This window comes from Rhizosphaericola mali, from assembly GCF_004337365.2.
Taxonomy (GTDB): Bacteria; Bacteroidota; Bacteroidia; order Chitinophagales; family Chitinophagaceae; genus Rhizosphaericola; species Rhizosphaericola mali.
In genome coordinates this window covers 561,813-584,335 of the sequence record NZ_CP044016.1, presented here as the reverse complement: position 1 = coordinate 584,335, position 22,523 = coordinate 561,813, and the positions used below count along the sequence as shown (strand labels likewise).

The following is a 22,523-nucleotide window of genomic DNA, read 5'->3' as shown; positions in this document are numbered from 1 at the left end:
TGCTAGATAGTGGATTATATTATCCTGAGAGCTATATAAAGCGAGAAATTCCAAGTTCTGCTCTATACATGTCGTATTCTGTAGGAAATACAAAGACGATATCAGATTACTATACTCTATATGATGAGGACAATGATGTGGATAACTCCTCAATGAGAGAAACTAATCATGAAGTTCAGGATAACAGTAATAAAATAGAGCAAAAACTTTTAGATATAAACCATCTTCCCTCATATTATACTCAGATTGAAGGAGACGATCGGGATATAGAATTGACTCCTATGACCATACAAAATGCTGCTAACTTATTTAACAATTTACCTGAAGATATAAAGGATAAACTAAAATACGAGAATGTTACAAAATCAGAATATGGAACAATAAATTTTGATTGGTTTAATGAGGATGATGGCCATTTTTCTTTGGAAATTGGTGATAATGCATTAGGATTTTATCTTAATACACCAAGCAAGACTATAGTAAAGAATAATTTGCGCATTGATTCCGCGAATGTTAGGATCATACTAGTTAACCTAATTTCAGAATTATACAAAGAAGAATTGGCATTCCGTGATTAATAGCATGAAATTTGAGGAAAAAATAGTAGATGAAGAAAAACTAACCCGTTTTTTATTCAAGGAAACCGTTTCTAAGGACAGTAAAACAGGTATACCTAAAGTGAAAAAAAATAAAGTATACGTTGACACTAGAAATGAAACCTCGCTTCAACGAAATAAGTATACTGACAATACTCGTTGTATGTTCCTAGCTAACAGAATCTTGGATATAAAAAAGAATATGGCCCCCCCTCAAACAGATATTCACTATGGATTCGCAATTTTCAAATGTTCTGATTTTTATCATGTAAAAAATGACCTCTTAAAAACTTTAAGAAAAAGTGAGTCCGAAGTCAAATTGAGTAAAGATGATTTTTGTAACGAATCGTCCCAACCAGATAGTAATATATCTATCTTTCTAGAAGCAAGTCCAAGTGATTTAAATGATAAACCTATTAGTAATGATGATGCTTCCGCAGACATTAACAATCCTGATTATCAAGTAGGTCATGCTCACATTCGTTTTTATAATCCAATTCCTCCTAATAACTATCCAAGACCTGAGGCTAGATTATTTTCTGAAAAATTATGCGAAAAATCTTCTATAGAATTTTTGTAGACACCTCTTCCTTTAGTTTATAAGTTGCCTATCTACCGGTCCAAAAAATCTTCCTTGCATAGTTTTTAGCAACGCCGTAATATCGGGACTATGCATGTTAAGCACATATTGTAACCTATGATTGGAGATGGATCCCTCAATCTGACAAAAGCTGAGTACCGTCAATTCATCTGGAGTTCACTGATAAATGACCACGTTAAGTGTCCAGACTCTGTCTGGACATCAGGATATTGCATATAAAACTTACGCATATTGAACAAGTTGGAACGTGAAAATTCGTTTCTTATTTTTTGTGTTAGCAGTTTTGATAAACCAATTATTATCTGTCTAGAAATTTTAGTATCAATATTATTTTTACGTTCCATTTCAATAATTTCTTTTCCTATTTGCCAATTTGTTAGAAATAGTTCGTTATTTAATTTTCTCGCAATATTTTTACTGGCAGACAAAACGATTGATTTGATATTTTCAATTAAACCATTGTCTACTTTTGCCAGTTCTTTACCTTCGCTCATACCTACAAAAGTAATGATTTATATTGGCTAAGGTTTACTGTAGACCGCCCTCAAAATTATCAGATAATTTTACATCATTTATTTAAAGAGGGTAAATTCAAAAAGGTCAAATGGTATTATGGAATACACTTTTTTTTGTAACTTTAATCAACACAAAAAAATAACAATATGTAATCATTGACTAAAAGAGGGAGGTTATCATGAGGATAAAGTGCGAAGCAACTGGCAAAAGCTTGTTTGAGACAAAAGAGGAGGCTTGGCTATTTATCTTCTCCGTTAAAAGACGGGTAAGGTACAAGATCAATGGTCGACGCCGTAAACACCACATAGGAAAGCCGGTAATGAAAAGAACTTACCATTGTCTATTTTGTGGCAAATACCACATCACCAAATGGATTCTGCAAGAATGGTTATCGAATTAGAGGACCTGAGAACGGGAATACCAGGACCTCCGCTTTATTTCATTTGACCAAAAATATGTTGAATCAATTTCGACGCTTAATGGAGCAATCCGATAAGTAGATAGCCTCTCTTTAGTAAACCCACAAGCGATTGAATACTAAATACATTACAAATGTATTTAAACGAAAGACTCCCAAGAACCCTTCGTTTGCAAATGAATAAAAACTTTCTGTTGTGAGAATCAAATGATCCAAAAGTTTTATATCCATCAGCTTGGCTGCATCTTTCAACCGCTCTGTTATCTTCAGGTCAGCCGGACTTGGTGTAAGGTTTCCACTCGGTTGTGAGTGGGCAACTATAATTTTACAGGCATTACTTTTTAAGGCAACCATAAGCAAAATGCGGATATCTACTATAGTTCCAGTAGTGCCACCTGTAGAACCGTGGTACACTCCCAATACCCTGTTGGCAATGTTCATCAAAAGCATTTTGAAGGATTCTACCAGTTCCATTTCATCTTCGTTCCAGACAGTTCTAAAAAGAGCAAGTGCATCTTCTGCCATATTGATTTTAGGCCTTTGCGACGCTTTAAGTTTGTTACGGTAGGATAGTTGCACTTCTTGTAACGCAGACCAATGTGGCGGTTCATTTTCGTTAGTTGGGATTGTGTTGTAAGCTTTCATGATGTACTGTTTTTGTGTAACAGCTAAAAAAGCCTGTTCACCTGAAAAATGGCAGAACGTGGAATAGCGGAACGCAGTGAGCATATGCCGTCGAAAGCTGCCGGTTTTCCAAAGGGAACTGGCTTAGCTTAGTGAAACTAAAAACAGGACAAAAGCTTTACAATCCAAACTAATAAGGAACAGATAACGAAATGAGGTTTTGGATACAACGATTCACCTACAATGAATTTACAAATTTGGCGACAATCATTAAAGTCTTAGGCGAGGTGTTTTTATATCGCAACTTTTGATACTGATCCCTAAATTTTTAAGAATTTTCCTTTTTCCTTATAATTTGTAAATCGCTGTAAATGCATAACTTTACAATACCAACTCATGTAAGAAGTTGTAAAGTTCTGTAAAATTGTAAAGGTGATTTTAGTGTTGATAGACTAACAGATAGACCAAAATAAAAAATCCCTTGAAAATCAAGGGATTAAGTTTAATTCTGCGGACCGGACGGGACTCGAACCCGCGACCTCCGCCGTGACAGGGCGGCATTCTAACCAACTGAACTACCGATCCTTCTATCTTATTGATTTACTTTTGATTAAGTAACTCCTTCAATAAAAAGGAGTGCAAAGGTAAAAGTATTTTCTCCATATAAACAAATATTTTTTAAAAATTATTGATATTGTAATTTTGCCGCTCAATAAAATAATTACTTAAGATATGCCACAATATCCTAATAGACAATTTTTGGATTTTGAAGAACCAATTAGAACGATCTATGAACAAATAGATCAAACGAAAAAACTTGCCTCTAAAAATTCAAAGATTGATTATTCTGCGACCATTAAACAGTTGGAAGATGCAATCGGTGAAAAAAGAAAAGAAATCACTACAAATCTTACGGCTTGGCAAAGAGTTCAATTGAGTAGACATCCAGACCGTCCTTATACTTTGAAATATATCCATAAAATGTCTACAGACTTCATGGAGCTTTTTGGTGACCGTAATGTCAAAGACGATAAAGCAATGGTTGGCGGTTTTGGACAATTAGATGGACAAACTGTAATGTTTATCGGGCAACAAAAAGGTATAAATACAAAAAATAGACAGCTAAGAAATTTTGGTATGGCCAACCCTGAAGGTTATAGAAAAGCCTTGAGATTAATGCGTCTTGCTGAAAAATTCAATAAACCAATCGTTACATTAATTGACACGCCAGGAGCCTATCCTGGTATGGAAGCCGAGGAAAGAGGTCAAGGAGAAGCTATCGCACGCAATATCTACGAGATGATGCGTTTAAAAGTGCCTGTAATTTGCGTTATTATAGGTGAAGGAGCGAGCGGTGGAGCCTTAGGCATCGGTGTGGGTGATAGAGTTTTAATGTTGGAAAATTCTTGGTATACCGTAATTTCTCCAGAAAACTGTAGTTCTATTCTTTGGAGAAGCTGGAGTATGAAAGAAAAAGCCGCAGAAGAGTTGAAATTAACATCAGATTACATGACCAAATTCAACCTAATTGATGGTGTTGTTCCAGAGCCTGAAGGTGGAGCACATTGGAATTATGATCAAGCCGCAGAAAATCTGAAGCAGATTTTATTGAAATCAATCAAGGAATTGGAAAAAATATCTCCAGAAAAGAGAATTAAACAAAGAATTGAAAAATTTAATAAAATGGGTCAATGGAATGGCAAATAATTATATTTGCTTTCAAATTTCAATGCATAATTAAAAAATAATGAATCTTAGAAATATTTTAGGCGGTACAGGTGTAGCAATTGTAACGCCATTCAACGAAGATTTTTCCGTTGATTACGATGCTTTAGGCAACTTTTGTGATCATTTGATCAACAATGGTGTCAATTATTTAGTAGTTCTTGGAACTACTGGAGAGACGCCTACTCTATCAAAACAAGAAAAAATTGACATCATAAATTATACTATTGAGCGAGTAAATGGTAGAGTACCTGTAGTTGTTGGTGTCGGAGGTAATAGCACACAAAACGTAATTGAAGATTTAAAGGTTATGCCTCTGGAAAAGGCAACCGCAGTATTAAGTACTGCACCATACTATAACAAACCATCTCAAGAAGGTTTGTATCAACATTATAAAGCGGTTTCTGAAGCGTCTCCGAAACCTGTTATTTTGTACAATGTACCAGGAAGAACGGGAAAAAATATGGAACCTTCCACAACTCTTCGTTTGGCGGAATTGCCGAATGTTGGAGGTATTAAAGAAGCAAGCAACAATTTTGCACAAAGCATCCATCTTTTGAGTCATAGACCTGCAGATTTCTTAGTTGTTAGTGGGGATGATGATCTAGCTATGCCACAAGTGGCAGCGGGTATGGATGGTGTTATTAGCGTTGCCGCAAATGCATTTCCTAAAGAATTTTCAACTATGGTAAATCATGCATTGAATAATAATGCAAAAGATGCGGCGAAGATCAATATTGATTTATTCGAAAGCTTCTTATTGATGTTTGCAGAAAATAATCCTGCTGGAGTGAAAGCTTTTTTGAGCCATCAAGGTTTAATTAAAAATTATTTGAGATTACCATTGGTACCATTGAGTCAACCAATAGATGAAAAGGTTCAAGCTTTTTTGAAAAAATAATCATTTTTTTCTCAATGAATACAAAATAGAGAAATGCAGTTTATCGCATTTCTCTATTTTTTTGTTAATAAATTACCAACCAAGAACCATTTTTATTCAAATAAGTTATATTTATTTTTTCGAATCTTTAATTTTTAGACGACACAATTTCATGATATATAACAAGATTATTACCGGCCTTACTTTTCTAGCGTCCTTTTTTTTTATCCAAGAGTCAAATGCTCAATTAGAAAAAGCCAATGCTGTAACAATCTTACCTAGTGATAACTATAAAACAATCATTGAGAAAGCGGCTAATATAGTTCCCTCCCAGCGACAATTAGCCTGGCAACAACGTGAATTAATTGCCTTTTTTCATTTTGGAATCAATACATTTTCGGACAAAGAGTGGGGAGATGGTACCGCGAGTCCTACCCTATTTAATCCAAAAAAATTTGATGCCCATCAATGGGTAAAAACCGTTAAAGATGCTGGATTTAAGGAAGTAATACTTACAGCGAAGCACCACGATGGATTTTGCCTTTGGCCAAGTGCTTATACTGAATATTCGGTTAAAAATAGCCCTTGGAAAAATGGCAAAGGAGATGTTGTTAGAGCTGTATCTGATGCTTGTCACGAATTGGGAATGGATTTTGGGATTTACCTATCTCCTTGGGATCGCAATAGTAAATTGTATGGAACTGGAAAAGCATATAATCAATACTATGAAAATCAATTACGCGAACTTTTAACTAACTATGGCGAAATAGATGAAATATGGTTAGATGGAGCGAATGGAGAAGGACCAAATGGAAAAAAGCAAAGCTATGACTTTTCCAAATGGTATAGTATCATGCGAGATCTACAACCACAAGCAGTAATATTTGGTATGGGGCCTGACGTACGTTGGATTGGGACAGAGTCTGGATATGGTAGAGAATCAGAATGGAGCGTAGTTCCTATCAACAACCTTGATCCGAATTCGATCGCAGAAAATTCTCAAACAGATGTTGCATTTAAACCTGAAGGAGACATGATGGGTGACGATTTGGGGAGTAGAAATAAAATTATTAGGGCTACGGGTTTAGCTTGGTATCCTGCAGAAGCAGATGTATCAATTAGACCGGGTTGGTTTTATCATGAAAAAGAAGATTCAATAGTCAAATCTGCAGGTAAATTGATGGATATTTATCTTAACTCTGTAGGAAAAAATGGTGTAATGCTACTTAATATACCTCCAAATATGGATGGACTATTATCCCAGCAGGATATCAAAAGTGTTAAAGCTTTCCATACTTTACAGGAAGAGACTTTTAGAAAAAACTATGCATTAGGAGGTATCGTTAGCGCTGCAGGATGCATTAATCCGCAAGGTTTGATAGATGATAATCCTAGCTCCTATATTATGCCGGAAAATAATGATACAACTATGAGTATCGTAGTTTCATTAAACGGCCCTAAAACATTCAATTTAGTGAGCTTGCAAGAATTCATTCCTGCTGGTCAAGAAGTGGAAAAATGGACATTGGAATATAATACAGGAAACCAATGGATGCTTTGCGCACAAGGAACGACTATAGGATATAAAAGAATGACAACGTTTCCGACTATAACCACTTCAGATGTAAGACTTACTATAGTCTCAGCGAGAAGTACGCCTAAAATTAGTGAAATTGGTTTGTATAAATTACCTGAAAATTGGAAAGAGAAATAAATAAAATCGTCATTATTGGATCGGGGAATGTCGCTACAATTTTAGCAAAAAAGATTCAAAAAAACAAGCACTACACTATCGTTGAAATTGTTGCAAGAAATATCCAAACAGGAAAATCATTGGCAGACGAAATACATTCGTTGCTTTGTACAGATATAAGTAAAATCTCCCAAATTGCAGATATTTATATAGTTGCAGTACAAGATAAAACCCTTCCTATATTGGCTAATGAATTAAACAACTATATACCAAAAGATAAGATCATAGTTCACACTACGGGAAGCGCGTCCATTAATATTTTAAAAAATATTAGTTCCAATATTGGAGTAATTTATCCATTACAAAGTATCAAATCTAGTTCTAGTTTGTATATAGAAATACCTTTATTTATCGATGCTAATAACGAAAAAACGAAGATTCAAATTTCCGATTTAGCAAATTCTATTTCTTCAAAAGTAGACATTGCTAATGATGAGAAACGTTTAAAACTGCATATTGCAGCAGTAATAGTTTCTAATTTTTCCAATTATTTATTTACATTGGGTGAGGATTTTTGTAAAACAGAAAATATATCTTTTGAATATTTACTTCCTTTAATTGAAGAAACAGTTCGTCGAATGCAAACTACATCTCCATCAATTATGCAAACTGGACCCGCAATTAGAGCAGATCAAAATACAATTGATTTACATAAACGTATTTTGAAAAAAGAAAACCTCAGTGAGACGTTAGATGTTTATTCGTTCCTTACAGAAAAAATCCAACAGCATTTTGAAAAATAACAAAGGGAAAATGAAAAACATTTTCCCTTTTAAGTATTGGTATGAAAATAATTTAGATCAATACATTTCCAGACATTTCATTTGGAATTTCAATTCCCATTACAGTCAAAATAGTTGGAGCTAAGTCTCCTAATTTACCGGATTTTATTTCTCCATTAAATTCGCCATCATTGATGATAAAGAATGGAACCAAATTCAAAGAGTGTTGTGTATTTGGAGTACCATCTTCATTTACCATAAAGTCCGCATTACCATGATCCGCAGTTAAAAATACAGTGTAACCATGTTGGATTGCAGCAGTAACAACAGATTCTACACATTTATCAACAGTCTCCGCGGCTTTAACTACTGCAGAAAAAACACCTGTATGTCCCACCATATCTGTATTTGCAAAATTCAAACAAATAAAGTCAGCAGATTCTGATTCAATTTCTGGAACTATTTTTTCAGTAATTCCAAATGCACTCATTTCTGGTTGCAAGTCATACGTTGCCACTTTTGGAGAAGGAACCATGATTCTTTTTTCTCCATCAAATTCTTGTTCGCGTCCACCACTGTAGAAAAATGTCACGTGTGGATATTTTTCTGTTTCAGCAATTCTGATTTGTTTTTTGCCAGCCTTTGCTACGACTTCACCTAAGGTATTTACCAAATTATCTTTTTCGTAGATGACATGAACATTATTATATGTCTTGTCATATTCGGTCATCGTTGTATAATACAATTGTAATTTATGCATTCCAAAATCTGGAAAATCTTCCTGTGTCAATACTTGTGTAATTTCACGTGGACGATCGGTGCGGAAATTGAAACAAATCACCGCATCTCCATCTTTGATTTTAGCATCTGATAGATCTTTCACAGAAGTATTTATGATTGGTTTCAAAAATTCATCTGAAACATTATTATTATAAGAAGCTTCAATTGAAGCCACCAAATCTGCACTTTCCTCTCCGACTCCATTCACCAAAGCATCATAAGCTAATTTTACACGTTCCCAACGACGGTCACGATCCATCGCGTAATAACGTCCTGTAATACTTGCAATTTCACCAACTGAAGATTTCATGTGTTCTTGCAATTCGGAAATAAAGCCTTTACCACTATGCGGATCACAATCACGTCCATCTGTAAAACCTTGTACATATACTCGAGCCAAGTCATTTTCTTTACATACATCTAATAATGCTTTTAGATGATTAATATGACTATGCACGCCACCGTTACTTACCAATCCGACGAGATGTAATGCTTTTTTATTGTCTTTCGCATATTTGATTGTTTCCAATAGTGCTTCATTTTGGGCAAATGAACCATCACGAATACCGACATTGATTCTTTGTAATTCTTGATACACAATCCTACCCGCACCTAAATTTAGATGACCAACTTCGCTATTACCCATCTGACCATCTGGCAATCCAACATCTTCTCCACAAGTTATCAAAGTGGAATGCGGATATTTTCCATAAAGACTATCTACAAATGGAGTATTGGCATTTTGTATAGCGTCTGATGCTTTGTTTTGTCCCAAGCCCCAGCCGTCCATTATCACGAGTATTACTTTATTATTTTTCATGGTCTAAAAGTACAGTTTTTCTTCTTTTTAGGTAAAAAATCAGACTATTTACAATATTTTAACGATTAAACTACATTTGGCTTAAAATTTGTTACTACATGCTTTGATATATTTTAATGATTTTTAGTGATGAAAAAGAGTTTATTAGTCATTTTAGGATGCATCGTTGCTGTAGCAATGTTTTCATTTACTTTTTTGGATAATGACCAACAAACAGTAATAAATGCGTTAAATACAGGTGATGCCAATAAGATAGTTTCTTATTTCGATGATGTGTTAGATATCAAACTTCCCAATAAAGATGAAGGGAAAAATATTGGGAAAAACCAAGCAGGCATGTTATTTAAGGCATTTTACAATGATAATGACATCAACAATTTCTCATTGACTTCTCAACGAGAAATGGGTAGTACTATGTATATCGCTGGTAAATTAACAGGAAAAGGACAAGGTTATAACATTACATTAATGTTACATAACCGTGGCGGTAAAAACTCCATTTTTTCGGTACGAATCAATTAATTTTTGCTTTTATTTCCCCATATTTTATAAGATTATCTAGGTTTGATTGTATGTTTGCAACAAATCATCAATCGTGGAAATTAAAGATTTATACGACATTTTTCAAAAGTATCCACACGTAACTACAGATACTAGAAATATACAAAAAGGAGATTTATTTTTTGCATTAAAAGGACCAAATTTTAATGGAAATAACTTTGCCGACCTAGCAATCGCAGACGGAGCAGCTTATTGCATTTTAGATGAAAAACCTGCTACAGAAAATGAAAAATTTATTGTAGTTGAAAATGTGTTAGAGACACTGCAACAATTAGCAAAATACCACAGAGAAACTTTTGAGATACCGTTTATTGCGATTACTGGATCCAATGGAAAAACAACAACTAAAGAATTAACCCATAGTGTTTTATCTCAAAAATATATTACCTACTTTACTCAAGGTAATCTAAATAATCATATTGGAATTCCCATTACCATACTTTCTATAAAAAAAGACGCAGAGATGGCAATTATCGAAATGGGCGCCAATCATCAAAAAGAAATTGAAGGATATTGCAAATATGTAAAACCTACAATTGGTATAATTACCAATTGTGGAAAAGCTCATTTAGAAGGATTTGGAGGCATAGATGGTGTGCGTAAGGGCAAAGGGGAATTATTCGATTATATCCGTGAAAATGGAGGTGCCATTTTCGCCTATGATGATTATGATTATTTTCATACCATGTCGCATGATATTTCCGAAATTCATTGGTATGGAAGTCAAAATGGAGAAGTTGTCGGGCAAGTTGTATCAAGCGACCCATTTCTCGATGTGAAAATTGGTATCGAAGATGAGGGAGGAATTGATGTAAAGACTTCACTTGTAGGTAGTTACAATTTACCCAATGTGTTATGCGCTACTGCTGTTGGCAATTATTTTGAAGTTAGCAAAGAACAAATTGTAAAAGCTCTTGAATCGTACCAACCGACTAACAGCCGATCACAATTAATCCAATATAAAGACGGAAGCAAAGTCATTTTGGATGCATATAATGCGAATCCAACAAGTATGAGCTTGGCTATTGAAAATTTTGCAAAAATACAAGGAGATAAAAAAATATTGATGATTGGGGGCATGATGGAATTAGGGGAGACCAGTATTCAAGAACATGAAAATATACTCGCCCTAATCCGTAAATATAATTGGAAATCAGTTGTGCTTGTCGGGGGGGATTTTGGAAAAATAAACATTGAACCTTTTCTATTTTTTTCCAATTCACAAGATGCAAAAGAGTGGTTATCAAAACAAGATATCCACAATACAGAAATACTAATCAAAGGTAGTAATAGTATGAAAATGAATTTAATTGTCAATTAATACACATTTTTTTGTTATAATTTAATTTTTTTCAAAAGAAAAGTTGGCTAATACATTAATCAAGATTAAATTTGTCACTCAATTTTTTAAACTTTATTTTTTAACGCCTATAAATTTCTATTTAAAATGGCAGTCAAAATTAGACTTCAAAGACACGGAAGCAAAAAGCGTCCTTTCTATTTTATTGTAATAGCAGATGCTAGAGCTCCAAGAGATGGTAAGTTCATCCAAAAGTTGGGAACTTATAATCCATTAACTGTTCCAGCGACCATTCAATTGGATCGCCAAAAATCTTTAGAGTGGTTGCACAAAGGTGCTCAGCCTACAGATACAGTTAGACGTATTCTTTCTTTCAAAGGTGTTTTATATTTAAAACATTTGTTGAGAGGTGTTAAATTGGGACTATTTGATGAAGTAGCAGCGATGACTAAATTCCAACAATGGTTTGAAAATCACGAAGCTTCAGTTAAAAGTCGTAATGATGAGCACAGAAAACAACAACGTACAAAACGTAGTGAGTATGTTGTAAAAAAAGTTGCAGCTGAGCCTAGTGCCCCAGTGCAAGACGCGCCACAAGCAGACAATGAAGCTCCTTCTACTGAAGAAGCTTAGTCCAAAATTACTGGCAACAATTTATCAGTCCCATTAGAATAATTCTAATGGGACTTTTTTATTGTCTCATATTTTATTATTTTTAACAGAATATTCACCAAATAAAAAAATTAAACAAACGTTTGAATAATTGCACTTTTAGTCTTTACTTTGCATTCATTTTCTTTTATCATTTATAAAATCAGGTAAAACCAATCAATTTAACTCGGCTTTACTTTAAATTAATTTTTTTTAATGAAAAAAATTGCTGCATTCATTATCGGCGCGCTGGCTTTTTCTAGTGGCAAAGTACACGCGCAGGCAGGAGCAGATACCATTTTACATGATGTAGAATTGGAAACATGTATCCAATATGCCTTAAATAATTATCCACTAATCAAACAAAATTTATTAGATCAAAAAATTACAGAAAGTCAAATTAAAGGCAAATTATCTGCGTGGTATCCACAAGTGAATACAACCAGTATGTACCAAAATACATTTCAAAAACTTACTACGGTAACTACCTTAGGCGTGTTTTCAGCTGGTACATATAATACATCTCAAGTTGCAGTAGCAGCCTCACAAAATTTATTTAATCGAGATGCCTTATTAGCATCTAAAAGTGCAGAAGACGTTAGACAAAATACGCGTAACACAACCATTAGCAACAAAATTGACTTAGTTGCAAATGTGTCTAAAACGTATTATTCTATCCTCACCTTAATGCAACAAATTAAAGTATTAGACGAAGATATTATTCGTTTACAACGAAGCCACAAAGACGCATTTAACCAATATAAGGCAGGTACGGTAGACAACACAGGTTACAAACAAGCGCAGATTAATTTAAATACATCTATCGCACAAAAAAGAGGGTACGAATCTATGATCCCCTCCTATTATGAGCAACTTAGAACGTTTTTGAACTATCCAAATAGCAAAGAACTTACAATTCATTATGATTCTTTAGCATTGGAACAATCTGCCATTATCGATACAAATTCAACTGTAAATTGGGAAAAAAGAATTGAATATAAAACTTTACAAACTAATAAGAATTTGTTAATGGCAAATTTGAAATATGAAAAGTGGAGTTATCTACCAACAGTTTCACTATATGCAACTTACAATTTGAATTATTTCAATAATCGTTTTTCCCCCTTGTATAACAACAACTTTCCTCAGTCATATGTAGGTTTGCAAGTAACTATGCCAATATTTCAAGGAGGCCTCAGAAAACAAAATATCAGACAGGCTCAATTGAACCTTGATAGAAATGATTTTGATTTTCAGAATTTGAAAAATACAGTTAACCAACAATATCAAACAGCTATCTCTACTTACAAATCGGATTTTGCAAATTACCAAGCAAATAAAGAAAATATGGAATTAGCTCAAGAAGTGTACAATACTGTTGATCTTCAATATCGCGCTGGGGTTAAAATGTATTTAGACGTCATTACCGCAGAGACTACATTAAGGACAGCAAAAATTAATTATACCAACTCTTTATTTTTATTACTAAGTGATAAAGTCGACGTACAAAAAGCACTTGGAGATATTCAACCAAATTAATACAATTTTTAAACAAAACATATTATGTTCTTACAACAAACAAAAAATATAATTGGCTTATCACTTTTCGTTGTATTGGCATCCTGTGGTAACAAATCTGACAAAGCAGGCGCTGCGTCAATGATGCCAGACCCTAATGCACCGGTATTTGTTACAGATACAGTAGTTGGTGCATCAGATGCAACTTTTGGAGAGCAATATCCAGGATCCGTAACTGCATTCCAACAAGTAAACCTAACTCCTCAGGTAACTGGTTACATCACTGGTATTCATTTTAAAGATGGTCAAAGAGTAACAAAAGGACAATTGCTTTATTCAATTGACCAAGAAGTCTACAATGCAAACCTTTCTAATGCGCAAGCCACTATCGCAGTACAAGAGGCTGCTGTAGTTAAGGCTCAACAGGATTATAATAGGTATCATGAATTAGAAAAAAATGACGCCATCGCAAAACAACAAGTTGATTATGCAGATGCGGCATTAGTTTCTGCACAAAAACAATTAGCTGCAGCGAAAGCAAGTGCTAGAAGCTTAAACAGCAACGTTAGATTCACAAAAATCTACGCACCTTTTAGTGGTACTGTTGGCATATCTCAAGTACGTATGGGTATGGCTGTATTTGCTGGGCAAACCGTTTTAAATACAATTTCTACAAATAACCCAATTGCGGTTGATTTCAACGTTGACCAAACTTTGTTAAACAGATTTACCGAATTACAAAAATCACAAGCTAAAGCCTTTAAAATATCTTTAGGTGCAGATTCTGTTTATGGACAACTAGGTTCTGTGGCGTTGATTGATCGTGCTGCGGATATGCAGACAGGTACTGTTAAAGTAAGGTTGACATTCCAAAATGACAAAGACTTGTTGAAACCAGGAATGAATGCTACTGTACTTGTAGGCGATAATAAACAATCCATCCTTATTCCATCTAAAGCGATATTCGAACAATTAGGAGAATTTTCAGTGTACGTTATTGGTGATTCTGATAAAGTTGCTCCTCGTGCATTGAAACTTGGTGCAAATACAGGTGTATACACTGCTGTGTTATCAGGCTTAAATGCAGGAGATAAAATCGTAGTAGATGGTACGCAAAAATTACATGCGGGTTCTAAAATTACGACCACGCCTCCAACACCTCCTGCCGCACAAGGTGGAAAAAAATAATCGAGGATTAGTGTAAATGAGACATTGGAACTATTAAATGATGACCAATAAGAATTAAAATATGTTTGCAGATACTTTTATAAAACGCCCCGTAACCGCAATTGTAATTTCAATTGTGTTAGTAATCGTGGGTATTTTGGCAATGTTAAATTTGCCTATTTCTAAATTTCCAGACATCACCCCTCCGACAGTTTCGGTTACAGCGAGCTTTACGGGTGCAGATGCCATCACTGCTGAGCAGACAGTGGCTACACAGATTGAAACAAATATTAATGGATCTCCTGGCATGGAATACATGACAAGTAACAGTACATCCACTGGTGCGGTGTCTATTTCGGTTTCATTTGCCGTAGGTACAGATATTAATATTGCAACCTTGGACGTACAAAACAGGGTAAGTATTGCGCAACCATTTTTACCACAGGCTGTACAGAGATTAGGTGTGACAACACGTAAGAGAAATCCGTCTATATTTATGGCCTTAGGTATATACTCTCCTAAAAATAGTCATGATGCGGTATTCTTAGGAAACTATACAGATATCTATATCAAAGACGTCATTTTACGTACTCCTGGTGTAGGTGATGTATTGTCCCGTGCACAAGATTTCAGTATGCGTGTATGGATTAATCCTGACAAATTATCCTCATTTGGATTAACGCCTGCAGATGTTACAAATGCTATCTCTGCACAAAACATGCAAGTGGCTGTTGGTTCTGTAGGTAGTGCTCCTCAACCACAAAATCAAGCATTTGAATATACAGTATTGACCAATGGTAGGTTATCAACCCCCACTGAATTTGGAAACATCGTTGTAAAGGCCAATGCTACTAATGGTAGTTTAATTTACTTAAAAGATGTAGCTAGAATAGAGTTAGGTGCATTTGACTATACAGCACAAGGTAACGTTAATGGTAACCCTGCAGCGTTTATGTTAATTTATTTAGCACCAGGAGCAAATGCATTAGCTACGTATGATAACGTAATCAAGAACTTGGAAACAATGAAAAAGAATTTCCCAAGTGATATGGATTACGCTATTCCATTAGAAACAGCATCTGTGGTAACTGCATCTATTGATGAGGTTATACATACATTCGTTGAGGCTTTAATCTTAGTAATTATAGTTGTATTCTTATTCTTACAGAGCTGGAGAGCTACATTAATTCCCGTATTGGCGATTCCAGTAACGTTGATCGCTACATTTATTTTCTTCTATCCATTTGGATTTACGTTAAATACTTTGACATTGTTTGCCTTTGTATTGGCAATTGGTATTGTGGTAGATGATGCCATTGTTGTGGTGGAAGCAGTTCAACACTATTTGGATCATGAAAAAATTGATGCTAAAGAAGCTACGCACCGAGCAATGAAAGACATTTCTGCTCCGGTTATAGCAATTGCGTTGATATTGGCAGCGGTATTCGTACCTGTAAGTTTCATTCCTGGTATTTCGGGTAGATTGTACCAACAGTTCGCGATCACAATTGCAGTATCTGTATTGATCTCGGCATTTATCGCCTTAACATTAACGCCTGCATTGTCAGCCTTAATGTTAAAGCCAACAGAAGATACTTCTAATAGTAGAAATCCTTTATACAAATTTTTCAATGCCTTCAATAGATGGTTTGGACGAGTTACAGATAAATATACAAAAGCTGTTTCTTGGTTAATCAAGCACACAGTTACAGCCCTAGTAATTTTGATTGTATTTATTGTTGGAATGATTTTCTTATTCAAAGCAAAACCATCAGGTTTCTTACCATCAGAGGATGAAGGTCGTTTATACGTTGCATTCCAGCTACCGGAAGGTTCCTCTATGACGCGTACCAAAAATATGCTGAATACGATCATTAAAAGAGTACAAACTATACCCGAAATTAAACTAGTGGGTGGATTATCAGGATTTAACGCGATTACACAGTCTGCGAAATCCAACTCAGGTACTTTGTTTGTATCCTTGAAACCTTGGGATGAACGTTTGGGTAAAGGCCAAGACGCGACTTCAATATCTAATTTAATTTATCAAAAAACAGGAGATTTAACTACCCAACTATCCCAAATAGTTGCCGTTGCCCCACCTCCTATTGATGGTCTTGGTAGTGCTGGTGGTGAAACTTTAGAATTACTACAGACAACAAGTAATGATAGTATTCAGGTATTTGAAGAGTTAGCTAAGAAATTTCAAATGATGGCAATGCAACGTCCAGAAATTAAATTAGCATTGACTTTCTTTACCTCACATACACCAGTTTACAAATCAGATTTAAAAAGAGATCAAGTTGCAAAATATGGTGTAAATATTAGTGATGCATATGGTGTTATGTCTACATTAATGGGTAGTACTTATGTCAATGACGTTACCTTGTACGGTCGTAATTTCCGTGTGATGGCGATGGCAGATAGTGCATATAGATCTAACATTAATGATTTCAACAGATATTATGTAAAAAATAGTGCGGGTGGATTAGTACCAATGAGTTCTTTAATAGAAACAAAATTAACGGAATCTCCAGCCACCATTTTCCACTACAATATCTATAGAAATATTGAATTTACGGTACTTCCAAATGCAGGCTACAGTAGTGCTCAAGTTTTAGATGCGTTAACAGAAGTTGCTCAAAAAGTATTACCAAATGGTTATGATTACGCTTTCAGTAACATGAGCCGTGAAGAATTAGCCGCAGGTAATATGACTGTCTATGTATTTATCGCGTCATTTGTATTTGTATTCTTATTCATGGCGGCATTATACGAAAGCTGGGCAATTCCATTTGCCGTTATCTTGGCTGTTCCTATTGGTATATTCGGTGCTATTTTAACAATTACATTTACTCCAACATTGGTAAATGATATTTATTTCAAAATTGGGCTATTAACCGTAATTGGTTTGGCTGCTAAAAATGCAATTTTGATCGTTGAGTATGCGAAAGAGCGTATCGATGTGGAAGGTATGCCTATCATTGATGCTACATTGATGGCCGTATCTCTTCGTCTTCGTCCAATCATGATGACTTCCTTAGCATTTATCTTAGGAGTGTTACCATTGGCATTTGCATCAGGAGCAGCAGCTATTGCAAGGTCTACTTTGGGATGGACCGTTTGTGGAGGTATGATTGCGGCATCTTCTATTGCGATTTTCTTAGTACCAGTATTATTTGCATTAATTGCAAAAGGTGCATATAGTGAAAAAGAATTAGAAGCTTTGAGAATCAAACATGCAGAATCACAAGATGGTTCGGATAGATTAAGTCATTAATACTATTTTCAATATTTGAAAAAAGCTGGCAATTTAAAATTGCCAGCTTTTTTATTTTTTTGATATCTTGGCTAAAACTTGAACACATATGAATTGGAAATACCACCTCTTTTTATTTATAACAATAACATATATCGTTAACAAAGCGCAAGCACAAAATGATTCTATAAAGACCGACATCTTTCTAAACATGCAAATTGATAGTGCATTCAAATTTGACCAAGATGATAGAGCAAAAATTCAGCATATTCTATCGAAATTTGGGATACAATCAAAAGAAGCTCAGCATATATTTGATCAAACTGCATTACACGACTCATCCAATATTGTAGCTATTTCTAATATTTTAGATAAATATGGATGGCCAGATTCTAGTAGTATTGGGACAGATCGATCTATTGCTATATGGGCTATACTTCAACATGCAGATTCTGCAATTCAGGAAAAATACTTTCCAATCATGCAATTAGCAGTAAAACAAAAAAAATTAGCACCTAGATATTTGGCATTAACCGAAGATAGAAGGCTAGTTAGGCAAGGAAAACCTCAAATTTATGGTTCACAATTACAAATCGATCAGCAAACAGGTAAAAGAACATTTTTTCCAATTATAGATCCTAAAAATATAAATAAACGACGAAGATCAGTTGGTTTAGATACCATTGAAGAATATGCAAAAAGTTTGAATGTTCCTTATCCAAATTCTAATTAATCAACTATTTTATATCTTTTAAATAAACTTCCAAGTCTTCATCTTTATCCAAATTAAGTTTTTGCTTTATTCGATATTTAGTCATTCTTACGCTTTTAGGTTCAACATTAAATAACTGAGCAATTTGCTTTGTTTCAATATTCAAATGTAGATAGGCACAATATTTCAAATCTAAGTTGGTTAATTTTTGGTCGGATTTATCCATTAATATTTTAAAAAACGATGGATTAATGTCTTGTATTTGTGTTTTAACATCTTCAAAATCCAAATCTATATTACTTTCTTCTTTTAATATTCTTTGAAGGTTTTGAGGATTACCATCTTTAGCATTTACACTGATATTACGTAAGAGGTTATTTTTATGTTCTAAATGCAATGTATTTAGCATCAATTCCCGCTTCATTTGTTCATGTTGAATATCCAAATATTCTTTTTCTTGTTTCAACCTAGCTTGCTCTTCCAAATTTAACTTATATTTCAGTGCTGCTTCATCTCGTTCCAGTTTTAATTTCTGAGTTCGTTCAACTGAATATTTTAGTTTAAACCTATAAGATTTATAATAGCCCAAAAATGCAGCACCTCCCAAGATAAAAATTCCTAGATAAATGTAATTCATCTTTTTTTGCCACTCTTCATTTGCTCTTAGTTTTACAATTTCTGCATTTTTTTCACCCAATTCATATTGAGACTCGATTCGCTTATTATAAATCCCGGTTTCTAACTCATACAATTTTTCTGAATATAATTGAGCTTCTTTCTCAATTAAGAAGGCATTCTTGTAATCCTTTTTATTTTCATATAATGTAACCAGAGAATTTAAAATTTGTGATTTCATATTAGATGTCATAAGACTTGGAGTAGTCTTAGACACTGTATTATTTGCAACTTTTAGATAATAAATTGCAGAATCTAAATTATCCTTTATTAATTGCATCTGTGCCAAAAATGTATAACTTCCACCATATAAGAAATCCTTTTTTATGGTCACTAATGGAAGATATTTTTCAATAGAATCAACTCCTGATTTAAAGATTTGGGAACTAATGCTTTTATCATTTGTGGTATATTTACTCTTGAAGTTAGTTTCATTAAATAAAATGATAATAAAATCCGTAATTGGTACATATCCCGCATGAAATTGTTTGTGAAGATTATTATATAAATTAATAACAGAATCTTTCAATTTCTTATTAGGATTCATTTCATATTTCCATTTCAAATAATTGCTATACAAATAGTTGGATGAATATTTGCATTGCAATTTGTTAATCGAGGGTTCAATATCTCTTATCTTATCAATATATTTCTTTGCATCATCCCAATTATTAACCTGGCTAAAAACATTATAAATTATAGTATTTAACAATAGGGTTAGAATTAAATGTTGATTAGAAGGAATAAGGCTTAATGCCTTTTGAGAATCCGCAACAACATTTTTATGATTATTAGTAAAAAAATCAAGCCAAGTTTTGGCCATTAATACATAAGCTTTTTGAATTGGATTTCCTGTTTTTTCAGAAATTTCATTTGCTTTATTTAAATAATCAATTGCCTTAAAAATGCTATCATTTACTGTGTAAATCCTACTTTGAATTGTAAGAGCCTCAACCATTTCAGTGTAATTCTTTTGATTAGATACAACTTCTAAATATGTTGAAATAGCCTTTCCTGCCTCCTGTCTATTTCCGTATCTGTCTAATACGAAAGCATTTCTTAATTGCACTGGCAATTCTTGTCCAAATACTGAGTTAATTGATATAAATATGAATAAGATATTGATTATATATTTCACAATATCAAAAATAATTTAAAATAATAGCTTTATTATATTTATTATATTAAATATATATATCATTTAAAATCAATTATTTATAAATTTGTAGACATTTTGTAGACGTTATTTTTAATAACTTGTAGACATTATGTAACGATTTGAATTTCATTAACTATTTGACAAATCATTCCTTTGCACAAAGGAATAGAAAATAATAATATCCTCGGATTTTACATATTATTAGATGTGAATGCCGTTGCTAATCTGAAAATCTATTTGAATACACCTATATTTAGTTGAAGACTGTCCATATTGACAGTCTTTATTTTTTGAAATGAATTATCTTCGCGATCTATGTTTTCTAAATTTGAATTAGCGAAAAAATATATCGCGTACAAGTTAAACGCATTAAATGGTAAAGGTCATGGAACCCATTCTCCATTTGTATATAATTTTATTAGGAAGGTGCTGAATGACAAGGAAACATATCCATCATTTGCTGCCATAGAGGGATTACGCAACTGCTTAAAAAAAGAAGATACTGAATTAGAAATCAAAGACTTTGGTGCAGGCTCAAGAGTAGATGGAAATCATCATCGTAAAATATCGAATATTGCAAAGGCCGCATTAAAACCAGCCAAATTTAGCCAGTTATTTTACCGAATAATCAATTATTATCAATACCATCAAATTTTAGAATTAGGAACATCTCTAGGTATTACCACCAGCTATCTAGCATCTGCTGATCCTCAAGGTAAAGTGTTTACGATGGAAGGAGCTCCATCTGTTGCAAAAACAGCAAATCGAAACTTCGAAAAATTACAATTGACCAATATTCAAATAATTGAGGGAAATTTCGATGATACGCTACCTGTATTTCTTAAACAATTTCCTTCCCAATTGGATTTTATATTCATTGATGGCAATCATAGAAAAGATCCAACAATTCATTATTTCAATCTGTTATTACCACATATACACGATCATTCGGTGATCATTTTCGATGATATTCATTGGAGCCAAGATATGGAAGAGGCATGGAATCAAATTAAGGCAGATCCACGAGTAAAAATATCTATTGACTTGTTTTTCGTCGGTTTGGTATTTTTTAGAAATGAAAATTTAGAAAAAGAAGATTTCACAATTCGTTTTTAGTTATTTTTTTAACAAATGAGTTACTTTAGTGACAAAATCTTTGTATGAAAAAAATAACGATTTTAGCCATTACACTTTTCTTCAAAATGACGGCATTTACGCAAACAGTAATTCCCTTGTATGAAAAAGTTCCTAATGTAAAAGGAACGGCAACTAATTTGGAAAAAATTCCGGTAAAAGGAGAAGTGTCAGATGTAACAATACCGACGCTTACCGTATTTAAAGCAGAACATAGCAACGCACTAAAAACAGCAATTTTAATACTTCCTGGTGGTGGATATGCGCATTTAGCTATGGAGAAAGAAGGATATGACGTAGCTAAAGCTTATAATAAATTGGGAATTACTGCATTTGTATTGAAATACAGAATGCCATTGTCCCAGGAATTTGACAATTCTAAATTCGTTCCTTTGCAAGATGCAGAGCAGGCCATATACTTGATTCGTAAAAATGCGTCCCAGTATAATATCGATCCTAATAATGTTGGTATTATCGGATTTTCCGCTGGAGGACATTTAGCCTCTACTCTGTTAGTACATGCAGACACTTCTTTAATTTCCAATACAGAAAAAATAAATTTATATCCCAATTGGTCCTTGCTTGGCTATCCTGTAATTTCTATGTCCTTAGAATATGGTCACACAGGCTCTCGTAAAAATCTTATTGGCAATGAAGCACCTCAAAGTGATATTGATTATTTTTCTAATCAATTGCATATCACGCCAACCACACCTCCAAGCTTCTTATTTTTAGCGAGTGATGATAAAACGGTGAATCCAATCAATAGTATTTTATATTATGAAGGATTGCTTAAAAATAAAGTGAAAGCGGAAATGCATATTTATCAAAATGGTGGTCATGGTTTTGGGCTCAATAACAAAACAACCAAAGAAAGTTGGTTAGACGCGTCAGTAGATTGGTTACAGCAAAATAAATACATTCCATAAATGAAAAAGGGTAAGCTTTCGCT

General features: G+C 33.9%; 19 protein-coding genes and 1 tRNA gene. 15 read left to right on the top strand and 5 right to left on the bottom strand.

Translation table 11 applies throughout. The annotated features are described in order from the left end of the window. The first annotated feature begins 68 nt into the window (after positions 1-68). Complete coding sequence (locus tag E0W69_RS02515; protein WP_131328474.1) at positions 69-578, top strand: hypothetical protein; 510 nt, start codon at positions 69-71, stop codon at positions 576-578. Positions 579-582: 4 nt separating this feature from the next. Then, positions 583-1,176, top strand: coding sequence for a hypothetical protein (locus E0W69_RS02510; protein ID WP_131328473.1), 594 nt, complete (start codon positions 583-585; stop codon positions 1,174-1,176). Positions 1,177-1,337: 161 nt separating this feature from the next. Here E0W69_RS02510 and E0W69_RS02505 read toward each other — a convergent pair whose 3' ends face one another. The 3 genes from E0W69_RS02505 to E0W69_RS02495 all read right to left on the bottom strand — a co-directional run bounded on the left by E0W69_RS02505 (position 1,338) and on the right by E0W69_RS02495 (position 3,340). Continuing rightward, positions 1,338-1,691, bottom strand: a complete 354-nt coding sequence (locus E0W69_RS02505; RefSeq protein ID WP_131328472.1) for a DUF1016 N-terminal domain-containing protein — start codon at positions 1,689-1,691, stop codon at positions 1,338-1,340. Positions 1,692-2,224: 533 nt separating this feature from the next. Further along, positions 2,225-2,776, bottom strand: coding sequence for a JAB domain-containing protein (locus E0W69_RS02500; RefSeq protein WP_131328471.1), 552 nt, complete (start codon positions 2,774-2,776; stop codon positions 2,225-2,227). 490 nt (positions 2,777-3,266) lie between these two features. Then, positions 3,267-3,340, bottom strand: a tRNA-Asp gene (locus E0W69_RS02495). A gap of 147 nt (positions 3,341-3,487) precedes the next feature. On the opposite strand from E0W69_RS02495, the gene E0W69_RS02490 reads away from it, so the two are divergent. From E0W69_RS02490 to E0W69_RS02475, 4 genes are all read left to right on the top strand, one after another. Next, a complete protein-coding gene (locus E0W69_RS02490; protein ID WP_131328470.1) occupies positions 3,488-4,462 on the top strand; it encodes an acetyl-CoA carboxylase carboxyltransferase subunit alpha in 975 nt (324 codons plus the stop codon). 40 nt (positions 4,463-4,502) lie between these two features. Beyond that, entirely contained in the window at positions 4,503-5,381 is an 879-nt protein-coding gene (gene dapA / locus E0W69_RS02485) for a 4-hydroxy-tetrahydrodipicolinate synthase (RefSeq protein WP_131328469.1), read from the top strand. A gap of 151 nt (positions 5,382-5,532) precedes the next feature. Continuing rightward, positions 5,533-7,074, top strand: a complete 1,542-nt coding sequence (locus E0W69_RS02480) for an alpha-L-fucosidase (protein ID WP_131328468.1) — start codon at positions 5,533-5,535, stop codon at positions 7,072-7,074. Next, entirely contained in the window at positions 7,059-7,856 is a 798-nt protein-coding gene (locus tag E0W69_RS02475; RefSeq protein ID WP_131328467.1) for a Rossmann-like and DUF2520 domain-containing protein, read from the top strand. The genes E0W69_RS02480 and E0W69_RS02475 overlap by 16 nt, the downstream gene beginning before the upstream one ends. A 52-nt stretch (positions 7,857-7,908) precedes the next feature. On the opposite strand, the gene gpmI is transcribed toward E0W69_RS02475, so the two are convergent. After that, a complete protein-coding gene (gpmI, locus tag E0W69_RS02470) occupies positions 7,909-9,435 on the bottom strand; it encodes a 2,3-bisphosphoglycerate-independent phosphoglycerate mutase (RefSeq protein ID WP_131328466.1) in 1,527 nt (508 codons plus the stop codon). A 129-nt stretch (positions 9,436-9,564) separates the two neighbouring features. Here gpmI and E0W69_RS02465 point away from each other — a divergent pair, with 129 nt between their 5' ends. The 7 genes from E0W69_RS02465 (at position 9,565) to E0W69_RS02435 (ending at position 18,624) form a co-directional block, all read left to right on the top strand. Beyond that, entirely contained in the window at positions 9,565-9,957 is a 393-nt protein-coding gene (locus E0W69_RS02465) for a DUF4783 domain-containing protein (RefSeq protein ID WP_131328465.1), read from the top strand. 73 nt (positions 9,958-10,030) lie between these two features. Continuing rightward, positions 10,031-11,317, top strand: a complete 1,287-nt coding sequence (locus E0W69_RS02460; RefSeq protein WP_131328464.1) for a UDP-N-acetylmuramoyl-tripeptide--D-alanyl-D-alanine ligase — start codon at positions 10,031-10,033, stop codon at positions 11,315-11,317. A gap of 126 nt (positions 11,318-11,443) precedes the next feature. Next, a complete protein-coding gene (gene rpsP, locus E0W69_RS20740; RefSeq protein WP_131328462.1) occupies positions 11,444-11,929 on the top strand; it encodes a 30S ribosomal protein S16 in 486 nt (161 codons plus the stop codon). A 234-nt stretch (positions 11,930-12,163) separates the two neighbouring features. Then, positions 12,164-13,486: a TolC family protein gene (locus tag E0W69_RS02450; RefSeq protein ID WP_131328460.1), complete on the top strand. Its 1,323-nt coding sequence runs from the start codon at positions 12,164-12,166 to the stop codon at positions 13,484-13,486. A gap of 24 nt (positions 13,487-13,510) precedes the next feature. After that, positions 13,511-14,653: an efflux RND transporter periplasmic adaptor subunit gene (locus E0W69_RS02445; RefSeq protein WP_131328458.1), complete on the top strand. Its 1,143-nt coding sequence runs from the start codon at positions 13,511-13,513 to the stop codon at positions 14,651-14,653. A 61-nt stretch (positions 14,654-14,714) separates the two neighbouring features. Further along, positions 14,715-17,912: an efflux RND transporter permease subunit gene (locus E0W69_RS02440; RefSeq protein ID WP_131328457.1), complete on the top strand. Its 3,198-nt coding sequence runs from the start codon at positions 14,715-14,717 to the stop codon at positions 17,910-17,912. A gap of 88 nt (positions 17,913-18,000) precedes the next feature. Beyond that, complete coding sequence (locus E0W69_RS02435) at positions 18,001-18,624, top strand: DUF6624 domain-containing protein (RefSeq protein ID WP_131328455.1); 624 nt, start codon at positions 18,001-18,003, stop codon at positions 18,622-18,624. Between the two features lie 4 nt (positions 18,625-18,628). Here E0W69_RS02435 and E0W69_RS02430 read toward each other — a convergent pair whose 3' ends face one another. Beyond that, positions 18,629-20,416: a helix-turn-helix transcriptional regulator gene (locus E0W69_RS02430; RefSeq protein WP_131328453.1), complete on the bottom strand. Its 1,788-nt coding sequence runs from the start codon at positions 20,414-20,416 to the stop codon at positions 18,629-18,631. A gap of 336 nt (positions 20,417-20,752) precedes the next feature. On the opposite strand from E0W69_RS02430, the gene E0W69_RS02425 reads away from it, so the two are divergent. Next, positions 20,753-21,553, top strand: coding sequence for an O-methyltransferase (locus E0W69_RS02425; protein WP_131328451.1), 801 nt, complete (start codon positions 20,753-20,755; stop codon positions 21,551-21,553). A 44-nt stretch (positions 21,554-21,597) separates the two neighbouring features. Continuing rightward, the gene (locus E0W69_RS02420) at positions 21,598-22,500 is read left to right on the top strand and encodes an alpha/beta hydrolase (protein WP_131328450.1); all 903 of its coding nucleotides are present in this window, start codon (positions 21,598-21,600) and stop codon (positions 22,498-22,500) included. The last annotated feature ends 23 nt before the right edge of the window (positions 22,501-22,523 follow it).